The 19320-nt window shown below is 72.6% G+C and carries 9 protein-coding genes and 1 pseudogene; 6 read left to right on the forward strand and 4 right to left on the reverse strand.

Features of this window, described 5'->3' with window-relative positions:
* From I5Q34_RS35140 to I5Q34_RS28080, 3 genes are all read left to right on the forward strand, one after another.
* A partial coding sequence (locus I5Q34_RS35140) for an SDR family NAD(P)-dependent oxidoreductase (RefSeq protein ID WP_307811746.1) occupies positions 1–8528 on the forward strand: 8528 nt, incomplete at its 5' end.
* 50 nt (positions 8529–8578) lie between these two features.
* Positions 8579–9763 (forward strand): cytochrome P450, encoded by a 1185-nt coding sequence (locus I5Q34_RS28075; protein ID WP_199895252.1) that lies wholly within the window; start codon positions 8579–8581, stop codon positions 9761–9763.
* A 170-nt stretch (positions 9764–9933) separates the two neighbouring features.
* Positions 9934–11334, forward strand: a complete 1401-nt coding sequence (locus tag I5Q34_RS28080) for an amino acid permease (RefSeq protein ID WP_199895253.1) — start codon at positions 9934–9936, stop codon at positions 11332–11334.
* A gap of 833 nt (positions 11335–12167) precedes the next feature.
* Here I5Q34_RS28080 and I5Q34_RS28085 read toward each other — a convergent pair.
* Positions 12168–13433 carry an MFS transporter gene (locus tag I5Q34_RS28085; RefSeq protein WP_199895254.1) on the reverse strand — a complete coding sequence of 422 codons (1266 nt, stop codon included), beginning with the start codon at positions 13431–13433 and terminating at the stop codon, positions 12168–12170.
* Between the two features lie 106 nt (positions 13434–13539).
* Between I5Q34_RS28085 and I5Q34_RS28090 the strand changes: the two genes are divergently transcribed.
* Both I5Q34_RS28090 and I5Q34_RS28095 read left to right on the forward strand, forming a co-directional pair.
* Positions 13540–13992 (forward strand): helix-turn-helix domain-containing protein, encoded by a 453-nt coding sequence (locus I5Q34_RS28090; protein ID WP_199895255.1) that lies wholly within the window; start codon positions 13540–13542, stop codon positions 13990–13992.
* Positions 13993–14238: 246 nt separating this feature from the next.
* Positions 14239–15125, forward strand: a pseudogene (locus tag I5Q34_RS28095) (DUF2268 domain-containing protein); the annotation flags it as partial.
* A 261-nt stretch (positions 15126–15386) separates the two neighbouring features.
* Here the strand turns inward: I5Q34_RS28095 and I5Q34_RS28100 are convergent.
* From I5Q34_RS28100 to I5Q34_RS28110, 3 genes are all read right to left on the reverse strand, one after another.
* On the reverse strand, positions 15387–15899 hold the full coding sequence (locus tag I5Q34_RS28100; protein ID WP_199895256.1) for a Fur family transcriptional regulator: 513 nt from the start codon (positions 15897–15899) through the stop codon (positions 15387–15389).
* 153 nt (positions 15900–16052) lie between these two features.
* Positions 16053–17003 (reverse strand): PadR family transcriptional regulator, encoded by a 951-nt coding sequence (locus I5Q34_RS28105; RefSeq protein WP_199895257.1) that lies wholly within the window; start codon positions 17001–17003, stop codon positions 16053–16055.
* On the reverse strand, positions 17003–17863 hold the full coding sequence (locus I5Q34_RS28110) for a DUF4097 family beta strand repeat-containing protein (protein ID WP_199895258.1): 861 nt from the start codon (positions 17861–17863) through the stop codon (positions 17003–17005). Before I5Q34_RS28110 ends, I5Q34_RS28105 begins: the two co-directional genes overlap by 1 nt.
* 272 nt (positions 17864–18135) lie before the next feature.
* On the opposite strand from I5Q34_RS28110, the gene I5Q34_RS28115 reads away from it, so the two are divergent.
* A complete protein-coding gene (locus tag I5Q34_RS28115) occupies positions 18136–19164 on the forward strand; it encodes a metal ABC transporter substrate-binding protein (RefSeq protein WP_374193066.1) in 1029 nt (342 codons plus the stop codon).
* Positions 19165–19320: the final 156 nt, after the last annotated feature.

Here is a 19320-nt window from a genome sequence, read left to right on the forward strand (position 1 = left end):
ACGACGGCCACACCACCTTCCTCGAAATCAGCCCCCACCCCGTCCTCACCCACACCGACACCACCACCATCCCCACCCTCCGCCGCAACCAAGGCGGAACCACCCAACTCCTCACCGCCCTCACCACCCTCTGGACCCACGGACACACCCCCAACTGGAACCACACCCTCACCCCCACCACCACACCCACCCACCTCCCCACCTACCCCTTCCAACGCGACCACTACTGGCTCCCGTCCACCGGCACCGCCGGTGACGTCGCCGGGGCCGGTCTGTCCGCCGTCGGGCATCCGTTGCTGTCGGCCGGGGTGAGCGTGGCCGGTGGCGGGTTCGTGTTCACCGGGCGGCTGTCGACGGGCTCGCACCCGTGGCTGGCCGATCACGCGGTGGCGGGCCGGGTCCTGGTGCCGGGCGCGGCTCTGGTGGAGCTGGCCCTCCGGGCCGGTCAGCAGGTGGGCGCGGAGCGGCTGGAGGAGCTGGTCCTGCACGCCCCGCTGGTCGTACCGGACGACGGCGCGGCCGTCGATCTCCAGGTGGGCGTCGACACGCCGGACGAGCACGGGGCACGCGCGGTGCGCCTGCACTCCCGTCCGCACCGGCCGGGCCCGGAGGACGACCAGGCCGACTGGCTCTGCCACGCGACCGGCCTGCTGACCCCCGCGCCGGTGTCCGACGCCGCCCCGGAGCCGGAGACCCAGTGGCCTCCCGCCGGTGCCGTCCCGGTCGACGCCGAGGGGTTCTACGAGCGGGCGGCGGAGCGCGGTTACGCGTACGGGCCCGTGTTCCAGGGCGTACGCGCCCTGTGGCGGCGCGGCGACGAACTGTTCGCCGAGGTGCGGCTGCCGGAGTCGGCCGTCGACGCGGCCGCGCGGTTCGGTGTGCACCCGGCGCTCGTGGACGCGGCGCTCCAGACCCGCCTGCCGGACCTGTTCGCGTCCGGCGCGGAACGGATGATGCCGTTCTCCTTCACCGGGGCCCGCCTGCACGCCACCGGGGCGACCACCGCCCGCGTGCGGGTGTCCCCGTCCGGCCCGGACACGGTCTCGGTGCGGATGACCGACCTCGCCGGGCTGCCGGTCCTCACCGTCGAGGGCGTCGTCTCGCGCCCGTTCACCGCCGATGCCGCCGCGCAGGCCGCCGGCCCGGTGGCGGACTCGATGTTCGAGGTCCGGTGGACGCCGCTGCCGGCCGCCGCGCCGGAGGGGCGGGTGGTCGTGATCGGCCGGGCCCTGCCCGGGCTGGACGCGTCGGTGCACGCGGACGTCCCGGCGCTGCTCGCCGCCGTACGGGCCGGAGAGCCCGCCCCCGCGACGGTGGTGCTCCCCTGCCCCGAGGGGCGGGACGGCGACGTCCCCGCCGCGAGCCGTGCCCTCCTCGCCACGACGTTGGCGACGGCCCAGGAGTGGCTGGACTGCGCCGAACTCCCGGACGCGCGCCTTGTGTTGGTGACGACGGGAGCGGCTCCGGTCCTGCCCGGCGAGCGGGGCGACGTGGTCGCCGCCGCGGCCCGGGGCCTGTGGCGTTCGGTGTGCGCGGAGCACCCGGACCGGTTCGCGCAGGTGGACCTCGACACCGATCCCGCGTCCGCGAGGGCGCTGCCGGGGGCCGTGGCCACCGGCGAACCCGAGCTGGCGGTGCGCGCCGGCGCGGTGTCCGTCCCGCGGCTGGCGCGGGTGGCGCCCTCGGACCCGGCGGAGCTGACCGTCCCGGCGGGGGCCGGCGCCTGGGGGCTGGACCTCGGCACCGCGGGGACGATCGAGGAACTGCGCCTGACGCCCCGTCCGCCCGCCGAGGCCCCCTTGGGCGCCGGTCAGGTCCGGGTCGCGGTCCGCGCCACCGGTGTCAACTTCCGTGATGTTCTCGCCTCGTTGGGCGTGGTCCCCGACCGTGAGTCGATCTTCGGCAGCGAGGGCGCCGGAGTGGTGCTGGAGGCCGGACCCGAGGTGCGCGGCCTCGCCGTGGGCGACCGCGTGATGGGGCTGCTGTCGGGGGCGTACGCGGGGCCGGTGGCGGTGGCCGACGCCCGGATGGTCGTACCGGTGCCCGAGGGCTGGTCGTTCGCACGGGCGGCGACGGTTCCGGCGGCGTTCCTGACCGCCTACTACGCGCTGGTCGACCTGGCGGACGTCCGGCCGGGCGAATCGCTCCTGGTGCACGCGGCCGCGGGTGGCGTGGGCATGGCCGCGGTGCAGCTGGCGCGGCATCTCGGCGCGGAGGTCTACGCGACGGCGAGCGAGCCGAAGTGGCCGGTGGTGCGCGCCACGGGCGTCCCGGACGGGCGTCTGGCGTCGTCCCGCACCCTGGAGTTCTCCGAACGGTTCCTCGCGGAGAGCGGCGGGCGCGGTGTGGACGTCGTACTGAACTGTCTGGCGCGGGAGTTCGTGGACGCCTCGCTGGCCCTGCTGCCGCGTGGCGGCCGGTTCGTCGAGATGGGCAAGACGGACATCCGCGATGCCGACGAGGTGGCCGGCGGGTGGCCGGGCGTGCGGTACCGGGCGTTCGACCTCGGCGAGGCCGGTGCGGACCGCCTGGGGGCGATGCTCCGCGAGCTCAAGTCGCTTTTCGATCAAGGGGTGTTGTCGCCGCTGCCGGTGTCGGCGTGGGACGTGCGCCGGGCCCCGGAGGCGTTCCGGCACATGAGCCGGGCGCACCACACGGGCAAGGTGGTGCTCACCACCCCGCCGCCCGCGCTCGACGGCACGGTGCTGATCACCGGTGGTACGGGGGTGATCGGGTCGGCGGTGGCCCGTCGTCTCGTCACGGCCCACGGGGTGACCGACCTCGTCCTGGCCGGGCGCCGGGGGGCCGAAGCACCCGGCGCGATCGAACTCATAGCAGAGCTTGAAGAGTTGGGCGCATCTGCCCGCGTCGTGGCGTGCGACGTGTCCGACCGCGATGCCCTGGCATCCCTGCTGGACGAGCTGCCGCGCCTGTGCGGCGTGGTGCACGCCGCCGGCGTCCTGGACGACGGCGTGGTCCCGTCGCTGACTCCGGAGCGCCTGGAGACGGTGCTGCGTCCGAAGGCGGACGCCGCCTGGCATCTGCACGAGCTGACCCGGAATCGCGATCTGGCGATGTTCGTCCTGTTCTCGTCGGCGGCCGGGGTGTTCGGCTCGGCGGGTCAGGGCAACTACGCGGCCGCCAACTCCTTCCTGGACGCCCTCGCCCGGCTGCGGCGCGCCGAGGGGCTGCCCGCGCACTCCCTCGCCTGGGGCCTGTGGTCCGAACGCAGCGCTCTGACAGGCGACTTGGGCACGTCCGATCTGGACCGGATGCGGCGCCTGGGTGTCCGGCCGCTGTCGTCCGACGACGGTCTGGCCCTGTTCGACGCGGCGGTACGGGCGCCCCGCGCGCTGGCCGTCCCGCTGCGGCTGGACGTGGCGGCGCTGCGCGAGCGCGGCGAGCCCGCGCCCCTGCTGCGCGGCCTGGTGCGGCCGGCGTCCCGGCGCGGCGCGGTGAACGCGGCGCCCGGCGCGGCGTCCGGGCACCGCGAGCGCCTGGCCGCGCTGCCGCCCGCCGAGCGCGAGCGCGCCCTGACGGAGCTGGTGCGCGCCCATGGCGCGGTGGTGCTCGGGCACGCGGGCGCCGAAGCGCTCGCGGAGGACCGGTCGTTCAGGGACCTGGGCTTCGACTCGCTGACGGCCGTGGAGCTGCGCAACCGGCTGGGCGCGGCGACGGGTGTGCGTCTGCCGGTGACGGCCGTCTTCGACCACCCGACCGTGGCCGCGCTGGTGGCCGAGCTCGGCCGCCTCCTCGTACCGGACGACGGCCCCGCCGTCCCCGCGCCCGCCGGGCGGTCGGCGTCCCCGGACGACGACCTGGTCGCGATCGTCGGGATGAGCTGCCGGTTCCCCGGCGGGGTGCGGACGCCCGAGGAGCTGTGGCGGCTGCTGGCGGACGGGCGGGACGCCATGGGCCCGTACCCGGACGACCGCGGCTGGCACGCCGATCTGGACGGCCCGTTCGCGCCGGTCGGCGGTTTCCTGCACGACATGGCGGAGTTCGACGCCGAGTTCTTCGGGATCTCGCCGCGCGAGGCGCTGGCGATGGACCCGCAGCAGCGGCTGCTGCTGGAGACGGCGTGGGAGGCGTTCGAGTCCGCGGGCATCGACCCGACGGCGCTGCGGGCCACGTCCACGGGCGTCTTCGCCGGGTTGATCTACAACGACTACGCGTCGCGGTTCCCGCGGCTGCCGGAGGGCTTCGAGGGGTACCTCGGCAACGGCAGTGCGAACAGCGTCGCCTCGGGCCGCGTCGCGTACGCCCTGGGGCTGGAGGGGCCTGCGATCACGGTGGACACGGCGTGTTCGTCGTCCCTGGTGGCGCTGCACCTGGCCGCGCAGGCGCTGCGGCAGGGCGACTGCACGCTGGCGGTGGCCGGCGGTGTGACGGTGATGTCGACGCCGCGGCCGATCGTCGAGTTCAGCCGGGTCGGCGGGCTGGCTCCCGACGGCCGGTCGAAGGCGTTCGCCGCCGACGCGGACGGGATGGGCTTCGCCGAGGGCGTCGGCATGCTGGTGGTGGAGCGGCTGTCGGACGCGCGGCGCAACGGGCACCGCGTCCTGGCGGTGATCCGCGGCTCGGCGCTCAATCAGGACGGCGCGTCCAACGGCCTCACCGCGCCCAGCGGTCCGGCCCAACAGCGGGTGATCCGGCAGGCGTTGGCGAGTGCCGGGCTGTCGGCCGCCGAGGTGGACGTGGTGGAGGCGCACGGCACGGGCACGGCGCTGGGCGACCCGATCGAGGCGCAGGCTCTGCTGGCCACCTACGGCCAGGACCGGCCGGAAGACCGGCCCGTGCTCCTCGGCTCGGTGAAGTCCAACATCGGCCACACCCAGGCCGCCGCCGGCGTCGCCGGCATCATCAAGATGGTCATGGCCATGCACCACGGCCACGTACCGGCCACGTTGCACGCCGACGAGCCCACCCCGCACGTCGACTGGACCACCAGTGCCCTCGAACTCGCCGCCGAAGGCCGCCCCTGGCCCGACACCGACCGCGTACGCCGCGCCGCCGTCTCCTCCTTCGGGATCAGCGGCACCAACGCCCATGTGATCCTGGAGCAGGGCCCTGCGGCGGAGGCTCCCGGCGCATCCGACGTACCCGTGCCGTGGGTCCTCTCGGCGAAGAACGCGGAGAGCCTGCGCGAGCAGGCCCGCCGTCTGCTGGAGCGGGTGGCGGAGGATCCCTCGCTCGCGCCCGTGGACGTGGCCCGTTCGCTGACGGCCCGTTCGGTCTTCGCGCACCGCGCCGTGCTGGTCGGCCGGACCCGTGCCGACTTCCTGGAGCGCCTCGCGGCCCTGACCCGTGACGAACCCGCCACGGGCGTGGTCGAGGGAGTGGCGGACGGCCCGGCCGGGCCCGTGTTCGTCTTCCCCGGGCAGGGCTCGCAGTGGGCGGGGATGGCCGTCGGACTCGTCGACGTGTCACCGGTGTTCGCGGACGCGCTGCGCGAGTGCGCCGAGGCACTTCGTCCCCACATCGACTGGGACCTCCACGAGGCGCTGCGGGACGAGGAGTTGCTGCGCCGCGTCGACGTCGTCCAGCCGGCGCTGTGGGCGGTCATGGTGTCGCTGGCCCGGCTGTGGCGGTCCCACGGGGTCGAACCGGCCGCCGTGGTGGGGCACTCGCAGGGCGAGCTGGCGGCGGCGTGCGTGGCGGGCGTGCTGTCCGTCGAGGACGCGGCCCGGATCGTCGCCCTGCGCAGCCGGCTGATCGGCCGCGAACTGGCGGGCCGCGGCGGCATGGTGGCGCTCTCCCTGTCCGCCGGGGGCACCGGGGAGCTGCTGGCGCCGTGGGACGAGCGGATCGCCGTGGCCGCGGTGAACGGGCCGGGGTCCACCGTGGTCGCCGGTGACGCGGCGGCGCTGGACGAGCTGCTGGCCGCCTGCGAGCGGGACGGGGTGCGGGCACGCCGCGTCCCCGTGGACTACGCCTCGCACACCGCGCAAGTCGAGCGCCTGCGCGAGGCGCTGCTGGAGCTGGCCGGGCCCGTCGTGCCGCGGTCCGGTGACGTGCCGGTGCACTCCACGGTGACGGGCGGGCCCCTGGCCGGCGGGGACGCCGACGCCGCGTACTGGTACCGCAATCTGCGCGGGACCGTGCGCTTCGAGGAGGCGACCCGCGCCCTGGCCGCCGCCGGGCACCGGGTGTTCGTCGAGGTGAGCCCGCATCCGGTGCTGCTCCCCGGGCTGGAGCAGACCCTGGAGAAGGCCGTGGACGGCCGGGCGGCGGTCGTCGGGACGCTGCGCCGCGGCGAGGACGGGCCCGAGCGGCTGCTGACCGCGCTGGCCGAACTGTTCGTGGCCGGAGGGTCGGTGGACTGGGCGGGTGCCTTCGAGGGCGGCCGTCCGGTGGGCCTGCCGACGTACGCCTTCCTTCGGCGCCGGTACTGGCTGGACGCGCCGGACCGCTCCGGGGACGCGGGCGGCGCCGGGCTCCGCGCCGTGGACCACCCGCTGCTGTCGGGTTCCGTCTCCCCCGCCGGGAGCGACACCCTGCTGTTCACGGGCCGCCTGTCGGGCGCGGACCGGCCGTGGCTCGGCGACCACGCGGTCCTGGGCGGCGTCGTGCTGCCGGGCAGCGTCTTCGTCGACTGGGCGCTGTACGCCGGACGCGCGGCCGGCTGCCCGCTGCTGGACGAACTCGCCCTCCAGGAGCCGCTGTTCCTGGGCGACTCGGACGCTGTGGACGTCCAGGCCCTCGTCGGCGCGCCCGACGCCGACGGGCAGCGGGAGCTCACCGTGCACTCCCGCCCGGAGTCCGCGGGCGACGGCGACGACTGGACGTGCCACGTGCGGGCGGTCGTCGCCCCGGAGGCGGCCGGCGGGGCCGCCGGCGGTTCCGGCGACCTGGCGGGCGCCTGGCCGCCGCCGGGCGCGTCCGCCGTGCCGCTGGACGGCCACTACGAGGAGCTGGCCGGGCGCGGCTTCGCCTACGGTCCCGCCTTCCGCGGTCTGCGCGCGGCGTGGCGCCGGGGCGAGGAGGTGTTCGCCGAGGTGGTCCTGTGCGAGGAGGCGGGTTCCGCGGACGGCTTCGTGGTGCATCCGGCGCTGCTGGACGCGTCGTTGCACGCGATGGGCGCGGGCGGGTCCGTCGTCCCGGAGGTGCGCATGCCGTTCTCCTGGTCCGGGGTGCGGGCACACTCCGCGGCGCCCGGCGCCGTACGGGTGCTGCTCTCCCCCGCCGGGCCGGACGCCGTGGGCGTCCGTGTGGCCGGTCAGGACGGTGAACCCGTCCTGTCCATCGACGAGTTGACGCTCCGTCCGGTGGCGTCCGACCGTTTCCGGGAGGCCGCCGAGGCGCGGCCCGGGCGCCGCCGCAAGGCGCCGGTCGACTCCGCCGCCGGGCGCCGGGTCCTGGACGCGGCCCCGCGGGAGCGCCGGGCGCTCCTGGTCGGCCTCGTCCGCGAACAGCTCGGCGCGGTGCTCCACCGCGACGACGCCGCGGACATCGGCCCGGAGGTGGAGTTCCTGGACCTGGGGATGGACTCGATCGGGGGCATCGACTTGCGCGACCGGCTCGGCCGGCTGCTGGACCTGCGGCTGCCGGCGACGACGACGTTCGAGCACTCGACCGTCGCGCAGCTCGCCGCGCACCTCGCCGGTCTCGTGACGGAGGAGCCCGTGAAGGAGACGAGCATCGAGGCGGCGCTCGCGTCGGCCACCTCGGCGTCGTCCGCCTTCGACAGCATCGCGGCGCTCTACCACCAGGCGTACGCGCTCGGCCGGGCCCAGTCGGACGGCATGGCGCTGATCCAGGCCGCCGGGCGGCTGCGGCCCTCGTTCACGGCCGCGGACGCCGCGGACCACACGCTGCCGCCGGTGCGGATGGCGACCGGTGACGGCTCGCGGGCCGTGCTGATCTGCCTGCCCGCCATCACGGCGACGGCCGGGCCGATCCAGTACGGCATGATGGCCCAGATGTTCGCGGGCAAGCGCGACGTCCTCTCGCTCGTCAACCCGGGTTACAACGAGGGCGAGTTGGTCGCGGACAGCTTCGCCTCCCTGATCGAGCTGCACCTCCACCAGCTGCGGGCGACCGTCGGCGACCGGCCGTTCGTCCTGGTCGGGCACTCGATGGGCGGCCTGATCGCCCACGCGCTGGCGGAGCTGGCCGAGCGGGAGGGCCCGGCGCCGGGCGCCGTCGTCCTGCTGGACACCTTCCAGGCGACGCACCAGTTCTCCGAGAAGACCATGATCGCGATGAACGAGGGGCTGGACTCGCGCGAGCAGCTCCTCGGCCCGCACGCGCTGACCGGTACGAAGCTCACCGCCAGCGGGCGTTACAACGCCCTGCTGATGGAGGAGTGCGTGCCGCGGCCGATCACCGCCCCGACGCTCTTCCTCAGCGCCGCGGACCCGATGCCCCACCAGGACGAGGGGTTCGAGGACGGGGGCTGGCGTGCGGCGTGGCCGCTGCCGCACACCGCCGTGGCGACGCCGGGCGACCACTTCACGCTCATGGAGCACAACCTCCCGCTGACCGCCGAGGCCATGGAGAGCTGGCTCTCCGAGCGCGGCCTGTGACGCGAACCGACACCATCCCGTCTCCCCTCTCGAAGCAAGGAACCATCGCCATGACCATGCCCGCCCTCGACCAGGTGGCGCCGTCCGGCACGGACATCGTCTCCGACCCCTTCCCGCTCTACGCGCACCTGCGGGAACAGGGCCCCGTGCACCGCGTGCCGACGTACGACGGGGGCCATGTGTGGCTCGTCGTCGGCCACGAGGAGGCGCGCAGCGCGCTGACCGACCCGCGGCTGCGCAACGACATCCGGTACTCGTCCTCCTGGCAGGACGACGGCGGCCACGCCATCGGCCTGAACATGCTCCAGACCGACCCGCCGCACCACACGCGCCTGCGCAAGCTGGTGGCGCGGGAGTTCACCGCGCGCCGGATCGAGGCGCTGCGCCCGCGCGTGCAGCAGATCACGGACGAACTCCTGGACGCCATGCTGCCGCTGGGCCGGGCCGACCTCGTCGAGGCGTTCGCGGCGCCGCTGCCCATGGCGGTCATCTGCGAGCTCCTCGGCGTCCGGGCCGAGGACCGCAAGCAGTTCGGCGCCTGGTCGAGCGAGATCGTCTTCCCGAGCGGCCCGGAGGCGGCGGGCGCCGCGGTGATGGGCATGACCGGCTACCTGGCCGAGCTCATCGAGGCCAAGCGGCAGGGAGGTGACGACGACCTGCTGGGCGCGCTGGTGCGCACCATGGACGAGGACGGCGACTCGCTCTCGTCCGAGGAGATGCTCGGCATGGCGTTCCTGCTGCTGGTCGCCGGGCACGAGACGACCGTCAACCTCATCGCCAACGGCATGTGCGCCCTGCTGCGTCACCCGGAGCAACTGGCGGCGCTGCGGGCCGACATGACGCTGGTCGACGGGGCGGTGGAGGAGATGCTCCGCTACGACGGCCCGTCGCAGACCACCGCCCACCGGTTCGCCGCCGAGCCCGTGGAGATCGGGGGCGTCACCGTCCCAGCCGGCGACCCGGTGATGGTCTTCCTGGCGGCGGCCAACCGCGACCCGAAGCGCTTCCCGGAGCCGGACCGCTTCGACATCCGGCGGGACGCACGCGGCCACCTCGGCTTCAGCCACGGCGTGCACCACTGCCTGGGCGCGCCGCTGGCCCGGCTGGAGGCGACGATCGCGCTGCGCACCCTGCTGGAGCGCTGCCCGGACCTGGCCTTCGACACCGACCCGGCGGAGCTGGCCTGGCGGCCGAGCCTGATGCGCGGCCTGTTCCACCTGCCGGTGCGGTTCTAGTGACTGGTGTGTGTCCTTGGCGCCCCGCAAAAAGGCGCCAAGGACACACACCGGACATCGCCCATCACTCCCAGTGAGGCCGTCGTCCGCATAACGGACGACCCTGCACGGCCCTGTCGGAGATCGCATACTCAAATCTTCCGATCTCGCATATTGGACAGGTATCGCCCATGAGCCGGACACTCACCTCACCGCCCCCGACGCCGACGGGGAGCCCGTCGCCGCAGCACTCCCCGCTGTCGAACGGGCTCAAGCAGCGGCACCTTTCGATGATCGCCCTCGGCGGTGTCATCGGCGCCGGCCTCTTCGTGGGCTCCGGCGCGGGCATCGCCGCGGCCGGTCCGTCGATCGTGGTCGCCTACGCGGTGTCCGGCCTGCTCGTGATGTTCGTGATGCGGATGCTGGGCGAGATGTCCGCCGCGAACCCGGCCTCCGGCTCGTTCTCCGTCCACGCCGACCGGGCCATCGGCCCCTGGGCGGGCTTCACCGCCGGCTGGATGTTCTGGACCCTGCTGGTCGTGGGCGTGGGCATCGAGGCGATCGGTGCGGCCCACATCCTGCAGGGCTGGTTCCCGGGCACCCCGTCGTGGATGTGGGTGCTGATCCTCATGGCACTGTTCTGCGCCACGAACCTCGGGGCGGTCGCGAACTTCGGCGAGTTCGAGTTCTGGTTCGCCGCCCTGAAGATCGGCGCCATCGCCCTGTTCCTGATCCTGGGCGGGCTGGCCATCTTCGGCATGCTGCCCGGCACCCACGCCCCCGGGGCCGCGCACCTGGTGCACGACGGCGGCTTCATGCCCGCCGGAGCCAACGGACTGCTGGTCGGCCTGCTGGCCTCGCTCGCCGCCTACGGCGGCCTGGAGACGGTGACCATCGCCGCTGCCGAGTCCGAGGACCCGGTGCGCGGCGTCGCCAAAGCCGTCCGTACGACGATGTGGCGCATCGGCATCGTCTACGTCGGCTCGATGCTGGTGATCGTCACCCTCGTCCCGTGGAACGACAAGGCCGTCACCGAGTCCGGCCCCTACGCCGCCGTCCTCGACCGCCTCGGCGTCCCCGCCGGCGGCCAGGTCATGAACGTCGTCGTCCTGATCGCCCTGCTCTCCGCGATGAACGCCAACATCTACGGCTCCTCGCGCATGGCCCACTCGCTGGTCTCCCGCGGCCAGGGCCCGAAGATCCTCGCCAAGGTCTCCGGCCAGGTGCCGCGCCGCGCGGTCCTCGCGTCCTGCGCCTTCGGCTTCTTCGCCGTGCTGCTGTCCTACTGGTGGCCCACCACGGTCTTCGCCTGGCTGCTCAACATGGTCGGCGGCGTCGTCCTGATCGTGTGGGGCTTCATCGCCGCCTCGCACCTGCTGCTGCGCCGCCGCCTGGAACGCGAAACCCCCGGCCAGCTGGTCGTCCGGATGTGGGGCTTCCCCTATCTGACCTGGCTGACCCTGGCCGGCGTCGTGGGCGCCCTGGCCCTGATGACCGTCCAGGCCGACACCCGCGTCCAGCTGTACTCGACGGGCGGCCTGGCGCTGGCCCTGGCCGTGACCGGGCGATTGCGGCAGCGCGCCGCGAAGTAGCCCTCCCCGAAAGGCCTCGCCGACCATGCGTCGGCGGGGCCTTTTGCCGACCGGGGAGGTCTCTTTGCGCCGCCGAGCGGCCTCTTCCTTCATGATGTCGTCGGTGCGGCTGCTGTGCCGGAGGGCGCCCTCCCATTTCACGTACTGAGGTTCGCGGTCCCGGAGGAGGACCGGCTTGAGGTGGCCGCGGAAGAGGAGTGTGCGGCCCTGGTCCCGGCGGCTGCGGCTGCGGCTGCGGCTGAACCACATCGCACTTTCTCGTGGCGGGCGAGCCGGTTCGCCGCGAGACCCGGGAGGGTGCCGCGGACCCGGCCGGGTGTGCGGGTGGTCAGGGACCGGCTGGGTGGTCGCCAGGAGTCGGCGAGGGCCCGGTGCGCGACGGCTTCGCCGCCGCGGTCGGGTGGGCCGTATGGAAAGGGTGACGCGGTTGGCGACCTCGGCGAACAGCCACTCGAACTCCCCCTGTTCGCGGCGGACTTCGCTGCGCCCGAGCAGCCGGGCCGCAGCGTCCCGGACTCTGTTCCAGGCATCCGTCCCCGCGCCCTGCACGATCGCACCGCCCCCGGCGGCCGCAGCAGCGGCGAATACTTCGGCCGACATGGCTACCCCATGGCTGAGGACTGGGCCGCCAGCCTGGAGAGTGGCATGGACAGACTCTCGCGGCACGGGAGTTCGGGCACAGCCGTCACGGGGATCGTTCGCTCCACCTCGTTGCGACGCTTGGACATTGCCCCGTCGGAGCCGGCGGGCCGGCTGCCCGTCAATCGGCCTGAAGGGGCCGCACGCCCCTCTGCCCCGCTGCACGCCCGTCACTCGGCGTCCGGCGAGAAACCTCAGCCTTCGCCGCGAGGAGTCACCTTGGCGGCGGCGTCCGGGGTGCTGTGCCGCGTGAACGCCCACAGGGCGAGCCCGAGGCAGCTGAACGCGGCGCCCAGTGCGCAGACGGCGCCCCAGCCGGCCACCGTGTAGAGGGAGGTCGCGGCGATGGCGCCGGTGGCGCTGCCGATCGAGTAGAAGACCATGTATCCGCCGATCAGCCGGCTGCCCGCGTCCGGGTGCAGCGCGTAGATCAGGGTCTGGTTGGTGACGTGGACCGCCTGCACGGCGAGGTCGAGGAGGATCACCCCGACGACCAGGGCCCAGAGCGAGCTGCGGGTGAAGGCCAGGGGCAGCCACGAGGCGGCGAGCAGCGCCAGGGCCAGGCCGGTGGTCCGCCGGGAGAGGCCTCGGTCGTTGAGGCGGCCCGCCGCGGTCGCGGCCAGGGCACCGGCGACGCCGACCAGCCCCAGTGCCCCGATCGCGCTGTGGGACCAGAAGTACGGCGCCTCGCTGAGCGGCAGCGCGACGCTGCTCCACAGGGTGCTGAAGGAAGCGAAGACCAGCAGACCGAACAGGGCCCGGAGCCGCAGCAGCCGTTCCCGGGCGAAGAGGGTGACCGTGGAGCGCAGGAGTTGTCCGTAGCGCAGGGTTGTCGGCGGAGCGGCGCTGTGGCGCGGCAGCACGCGGTACAGGACCAGGGCGAGCAGGGCGGTGAGCGACGCCGAGGCGAGGTAGACGGAGCGCCAGCCTGCGAGATCGGCCATGAGGCCGGACGCGGTGCGGGCGAGCAGGATGCCGACGACCACGCCGCTGGTGACCAGGCCGACGACCCGTCCGCGCCCGGCGGGAGGGGCCAGCGACGCCGCGAAGGCCACCAGCGTCTGCGTGACGACCGCGAGAAGCCCTGTCGCGGCCATGCCCGCGAGCAGGACCGCCGCCGTGCGGGCGGCGGCCACCACGGACAGCGCCACCACCAGGAGCAGCAGTTGGGCCGCGATGAGCCGTCTGCGGTCGGTCACGTCGCCCAGCGGCACGAGGAAGAAGAGTCCCAGCCCGTATCCGGCCTGCGTGAGGGTGACCACGCTGCCGACCAGTGCCGGACTCATGGCGAGGTCGTGGCCCATGGTCACCAGGAGCGGCTGGGAGAAGTAGACGTTGGCCACAGCGGCCCCGCACGCCACGGCGAACAGCAGGACGACGCCACGGGACAGGACGAACGCGGAACCTTCCCCGCTCGGGACTTCGGTCCGTCGTGTCACAGCCTCACAGTTGCCGGGCATCGGCACCCCTCCACACATCTGGTTTCAACTTGCCACCAATAGCGACGGCGACGGTAGCCCTTTTCGGTAGCATGTTGCAACCATCCTGAGAGGAATGAGGGACGCCATGGTGACCAGGAAGCGCTTCGACGACAGCGAATGCCCCGTCGCCCGGTCGGTGGACGCGATCGGCGACTGGTGGTCCCTGCTGATCGTGCGGGACGCCTTCGACGGAAGCCGGCGCTTCGGGGAGTTCCAGCGCAGCCTCGGCGTCGCCAAGAACATCCTCACCGCGCGCCTGCGCACCCTCATCGCCGGCGGCGTCCTCGCATCCGTCCCCGCCTCGGACGGCAGCGCCTACCGCGAGTACGCACTGACCCCCAAGGGCAAGGCGCTCTTCCCCGTCATCGTGGCCCTGCGGCAGTGGGGCGAACAGAACTTCTTCGCCCCCGGCGAACCGCACTCGGAGCTGGTCGACCGCCGACAGGGACACCCCCTCCGCGCACTGGAAGTGCTCGCCGCGGACGGGCGACGACTGAGCCCCGACGACACCACCGTCCACAAGGTCCCCGCCCGGTGATCCGGGCCGGAGACCCGGCGAGCGCCGGCACACCGCTCCGCCGGTGACACGAGGGCCTGGCTTCGCGGTCAAAGACGGCGGGCCCCTGAACATCGGCGATCCGCCGGCCGGCGAGGGCGTCCCGGCCGCCGCCGAGTTCGGCCCGAGCAGTGCGGCTCCACCGGCGGCCACCCCGCCCGCCTTCGGCACGGCGATCCCGATCTCCACTCGACGTTGACGCGGCGTCAACTCCTACGGTCACGGAACATGAAGATCATCGTTCACGACACCGCCACCGCCATGCTCGACCTCCTGCGCCGCCCCCTGGAGGAACGGCCCGACGCCCTGCGCGACATGCTCGCCCCGCTCCAGGACGTGATGTCCGCCGTGGCCCCCGTCGACCTGGTCGAGATGCACCGGCAGGGCAGCGGCTTCCCGCTCGACCGTGACGACCCCCGCTACGTCCAGGCCCTGCACCGGATGCGGGACGCCGGGGGGTGGAACCGGGTCGAGGAGTCCCTCGCCGCCGCGTGGCGGCGCATCGACGGTGCGGCGTCCGGCACACCGACACCGTGCACGTCGCCGTGGTGCCCGGCGACCCCGACGACGAGCACCTGACCGTCCGCAGCGGCGGCTACTTCGGCATGGGCGGGTTCCCAGGGGCGATCCTGCTGGTGATGTGGCCCACCGACACGGCCCTTCGGAAGATCGGCCACGCCGCCGCCCACGAGCTCCACCACAACGTCCGCTACGCGAACGTGACCTGGGACCCGATGGCCGTCACGGTCGGCGAGCAGGTCGTCGCCAAGGGGCCGGCCGAGGCGTTCGTGCGGGAGCTGGCCGGGGAGGCGGCCATGGGGCCCTGGGCCACCGGGCTGACCGGCACCGAACTGGACAGCACGTACGAGAGGATCACCGCCGCGATCGACGTGGCCGGGATGCACAACCTGCCCCCGTACATCTTCGGCGACGCCACCGCACGGCTCATGGGGGACGAGCCCGTGGGCCTCCCCGACTTCGCCGGGTACGCGGCCGGGCTACGGATCGCCGACGCCGACCTCGCCGCCTCCGGCCTGACCGCCGCCTCCCCCGCCGCCCGGATGGACACAACTGCTGCTCTGCCTGCTCGCGCACGCGCCAACTCCCGTGGAGTGGAAAGGCCTTCCGGAAAGCGAGGGAGTCCGCTGGATCACTTCGGCAGAGGTTGTTCCCCGTGCCGGTCCCAGCATTTCCGCGAAAGCCGCCCACGGCGATCCTGCCAACCGCCCGGTGCCAGGTAGGGCTCCCCCGGATACCCAAAGAGCTGCTGGCAACCGAGCATCCCCGCAACGGCCGACGACAGCGGCTGACGGACGAGCCGCCACAGGACGGCGGCCCGGCCCGCCCCACACAGCCCGGCCGGACTCACAAATCGCTCACCGGGATGCCCGAGGTCGTGCGTGCGGGAGCGGAGGTGGTGTACGCCGCGCCGCACCGCCGCCAAAGCTCCGACCCGACCTGTTGAGAACGCCTTTGGCGAGTCGGCAAGGGCGGCAGGTGCCGCTGAGTTCAAGAGTGTGTTCAAGGTCTGTGAAGCCAGTGCTCTCGCTGAGCCCGTGGGCCCACTCCTCGAACGCCTCCGCGTCTATCGGCTGACCGCGGCCACAGCAGCGGCAGATCAGGTAATGCCGGTGCCCGGTGGTTGATCGCCGGAGGTAGAGGCGGCCGCCACTGCTGTCGTGTACGACGTCGACAAGCCCGGCATGCTCGAGATCGTTCAGTGCTCGGTAGACGGTGGTGAGCCCGACTGCGGACCCGGCGCTGATCATCAGGGCATGCAGTTCCTGCGCGGAGACGAACTCGCCACGCTGCTCGAGGGCTTCGAGGACGGCAGCCCGGCGGCGAGTCCGACGCACATTTCTGTTCGCCACCCGGCTTCCCTCGGACATCCTTCAACTCCTTCACATCAGTCGTCATGACAAGACTCCTCAGGTGACCGACTCCCGCATATGAACGTGACATTCATGCACGCGACTGGGGCCGCCCGTGCGCTGTTCTCGCAGCCGCACCGGGGCAAGACATGGCCGGAGCAGGCTCCGCGCTCAATCGCACCGGCGGTCAAGCACCACTGCCACCCGCGCCATTGCTGTCGCCAAGTGCTTTCGGCATTCGGTCAGCTGGGCTGCAGTCAGCCCGTGATCGCGGACTGCGTCGCGGATCTCGTCGCAGAAGCGGTCGAGCAGGCGGCCCAGATCATGACTCGGGTCAGCGGAAGTGGATTCGTCGGCTGTGCCCCACCCCGGGAGGGGCGCCTCGTCCATGCGGTCGACGGGGGCTGCGGGGCCTGGCATGTACGGCTTGCCCGCCAGAGCACCCAGTTCCTTCACCAGGACACCGATGCCCTCGGCCAAGCCCGCCGGCCAGTCACCGCGCCCGATATGTTCCCTGACCTGCTCCTGCACGCGTTCCTTGATGTGCAATACCTCGTCACGTGCGCGCTCCTGGGCCTGCCAGGCCTGACGGCGGGCCCGCTGTGCGTCCCGACGGGTCCGACGTGACTGCTCCTTCGCCCGCAAGATCTGCGCCCGCCACTCCTCCTTCGCGCGCTGCAGTTCCTCCGTCGCTCCCGCGAAGCAGTCGCCCGGCAGACCGCCCGCCGCTTCCGTCCGGAGCCGGCCCGCGGCCTCGGACATCTCACGGCGCAGGTCGCCTGCGGCGCCGTGGACGTCCGCGCGGATGTCGGCGGCGAGTTCCGCGACGGAGTGCCGTATCGCCACCTCCAGTTCGAGCAGCTCCGGCTGCCGGTCGGCGAGCTCGGCGCGGCCCGCCGCAGTGAGCGAATACACCTTGCGGCCGCCCTTGGCAACATGGGTAACCAGGCCCTCGGCCTCCAGCTTGGCAAGTCGCGGGTAGACCGTACCGGCGGATGGCGCATACAGACCCTGGAAGCGCTCTTCCAGCAGGCGGATGATCTCGTAGCCGTGCCGGGGAACCTCGTCGAGCACCGTGAGCAGATAGAGCCGCAGTCGGCCATGGGCGAAGACCAGCGGCATCAGATGCCCTTTCCCCAGGCAGGGGCATCGACACGACCCTCGGGAACCGAGGTGCTGCGCAGCAGTGCCACCGCACCGGAGACAGTGGTGACCTTGAGCCCGCCCCTCCCGTCGCCAAGCCGGCCGGCGACGCGCTTGGCACCCCACTGGCCGGTCACGGCCAGCGACTCGAAGGCGCATGAGACCCCGCCTGCTGCGGCGCTGACCTCCACATCGGCGTGGACCGGGTGCGGCAGCCTGACGGCTATACCCCCGGAGACGGTGGTGAGGCCGAGGGAGGGTACGAGCCCGGCGCCGGCAAGGTCGATGGCCATGTCGCCGTTGACGGACTCCGCCTTGACCGTGCCGTTACGGCCCTCGACGAGCGTGAGACCGCCGGAGACCGTATGGAAACGCAGCTCACCGGCGAGCGACTGGGCCTCCAGCGAACCCGAGACCGTGTGCACCCGGACATTCCCGGTCAGGCCGACGAGCGTCGCGTCGCCCGAGACGCCGCGGACATCCGTGTCCCCCGAAATCCCCGAAACGACGGCACCCGCGTCGACAACACCCACTTCGACCCGAGTACCGGCCGGGACAGCGAGGGTCACCGCGGCGCTGCGCCGCCACCCCCCGTGGTCGAACCACCTGCGGAAGGCGTTCCAGGGCAGGTCCTCGTAGCCGACATTGAGCATGCCTTCCTCAAGGGCGACAAGGAGCGGGGGCCCGGAGATCTCCGTGAGCTCCATCCGGGCCGACTCGTCGGCGGTGCCGACGATGCTGACCGTGCCGCTGACCAGGCGGACGTTCAGGGCTTTGACGGGGCCTTCGAAGGTGAGTTTCTGCGGTGCGGCGAGCTTCCACTGCGGCGGGGTCGGCATCCCGAGTCTCCTTTGAGTACGACTGAGTACGACTGAGTACGACATATGCGCCATGACGCGCCCTATCGCGTCTTGTCAAGACACGATATATCTCGAGTAGCCGGAGTCAAGCCGCAGGCGACGGCGGGCCCGGGCAGGGCCCCGGGCGGACCTTGCCGTTGCCCATGGACAACAGCAAGGTCCGCCCGGATACCCGCGACAGCCCCATACCGCATCGGTGGATTCAGGACGATCCTACCCGTTGTTGACAATCGTTTCCATTTTCATTAAGGATGGGTGTCATGAACACCAGCCACCTCCGCCCGCCTCTCCGCTCCCCCCGAATAACCGCGCCCGCCATCGCCCTGGCCTCCGCCCTGGGCCTGGCGACGCTCTCCGCCTGCGCGGCCGGCGATGACACGGACCGAAGCCCCAAGGCCGCGGACGGCAAACTCGACGTGGTGGCGTCCTTCTACCCGATGGAGTACCTGGCGAAGGAGATTGGCGGCGACCACGTCACGGTGACCGGCCTGACAAAGCCGGGCCAGGAGCCGCACGACCTTGAGCTCAGGCCCAGGCAAGTCGCCTCCCTCAAGAAGGCGGGCGCGATCCTCTACCTCAAGGGCCTCCAGCCCGCCGTGGACGACGCGATCAAGCAGTCCGGCAACAAGAACGTCGCCGACGCGGCCTCCTTCACCAGTCTCAAGCCGCACGGCACCGAGGTCGACGGTCATCACCACGAGGACGAGCACTCGCACCACGGCCACCACCACGCGCACGGCCACGTGCACGGTGGCGACGACCCTCACATCTGGCTCGACCCCGCGAAGTACGCGGAGGTCGCCAAGGGCGTCAACAACACCTTGGCCAAGGCCGACCCGGCGCACCGGGAGATCTTCCGGAAGAACACCGATCTCCTGGTGAAGAAGCTCGAGGACCTCGACAAGAAGTTCGCGGACGGCCTGCGGAACCGTGCCTCGGACACCTTCATCACCACCCATGCCGCCTTCGGCTACCTCGCCGAGCGCTACGGCCTCACCGAGGAGGCCATCAGTGGCATCGACCCGGTGTCCGAGCCCAGCGCCGCCCGGATCGTGGAACTGCACAAGCTGGCGAAGGAGCACCATGTCGGCACCGTCTTCTTCGAGACCATCGCCAGCCCCGCCACCGCGAAGACCCTCGCCGGCGACCTGGGACTGAGGACCGACGTCCTCGATCCCCTCGAAGGCATCACCGACAAGTCCAAGGGCAACGACTACATCGAGGTCATGAACTCCAACCTCACGGCCCTGCAGAGGGCACTCGGCACCAGCACTCCCTGACGTATCCAGCCCCAAACCCCAACTACCGGGCGCCCCCATCAGTTCGCTCATGCGGCGATCAACACCCCAGAAACCCACTCCTACCGTCACGGATCGATGCAGTGCCGAACGCCAACAACAGCCACCCCACGCCGACGAACGAACTCAGCCACGTGC

This window comes from Streptomyces sp. AV19 (genome assembly GCF_015999245.1).
Taxonomy (GTDB): Bacteria; Actinomycetota; Actinomycetes; order Streptomycetales; family Streptomycetaceae; genus Streptomyces.

What these genes read in the sequence shown, in the direction of transcription:
- I5Q34_RS28080 (WP_199895253.1), top strand. Translation starts at nt 9,934, where the DNA reads ATGAGCCGGACACTCACCTCACCGCCCCCGACGCCGACGGGGAGCCCG.
- I5Q34_RS28110 (WP_199895258.1), bottom strand. Translation starts at nt 17,863, where the DNA reads ATGCCGACCCCGCCGCAGTGGAAGCTCGCCGCACCGCAGAAACTCACC.
- I5Q34_RS28115 (WP_374193066.1), top strand. Translation starts at nt 18,136, where the DNA reads ATGGGTGTCATGAACACCAGCCACCTCCGCCCGCCTCTCCGCTCCCCC.
- I5Q34_RS28090 (WP_199895255.1), top strand. Translation starts at nt 13,540, where the DNA reads ATGGTGACCAGGAAGCGCTTCGACGACAGCGAATGCCCCGTCGCCCGG.
- I5Q34_RS28085 (WP_199895254.1), bottom strand. Translation starts at nt 13,433, where the DNA reads ATGCCCGGCAACTGTGAGGCTGTGACACGACGGACCGAAGTCCCGAGC.
- I5Q34_RS28105 (WP_199895257.1), bottom strand. Translation starts at nt 17,003, where the DNA reads ATGCCGCTGGTCTTCGCCCATGGCCGACTGCGGCTCTATCTGCTCACG.
- I5Q34_RS28100 (WP_199895256.1), bottom strand. Translation starts at nt 15,899, where the DNA reads ATGTCCGAGGGAAGCCGGGTGGCGAACAGAAATGTGCGTCGGACTCGC.
- I5Q34_RS28075 (WP_199895252.1), top strand. Translation starts at nt 8,579, where the DNA reads ATGACCATGCCCGCCCTCGACCAGGTGGCGCCGTCCGGCACGGACATC.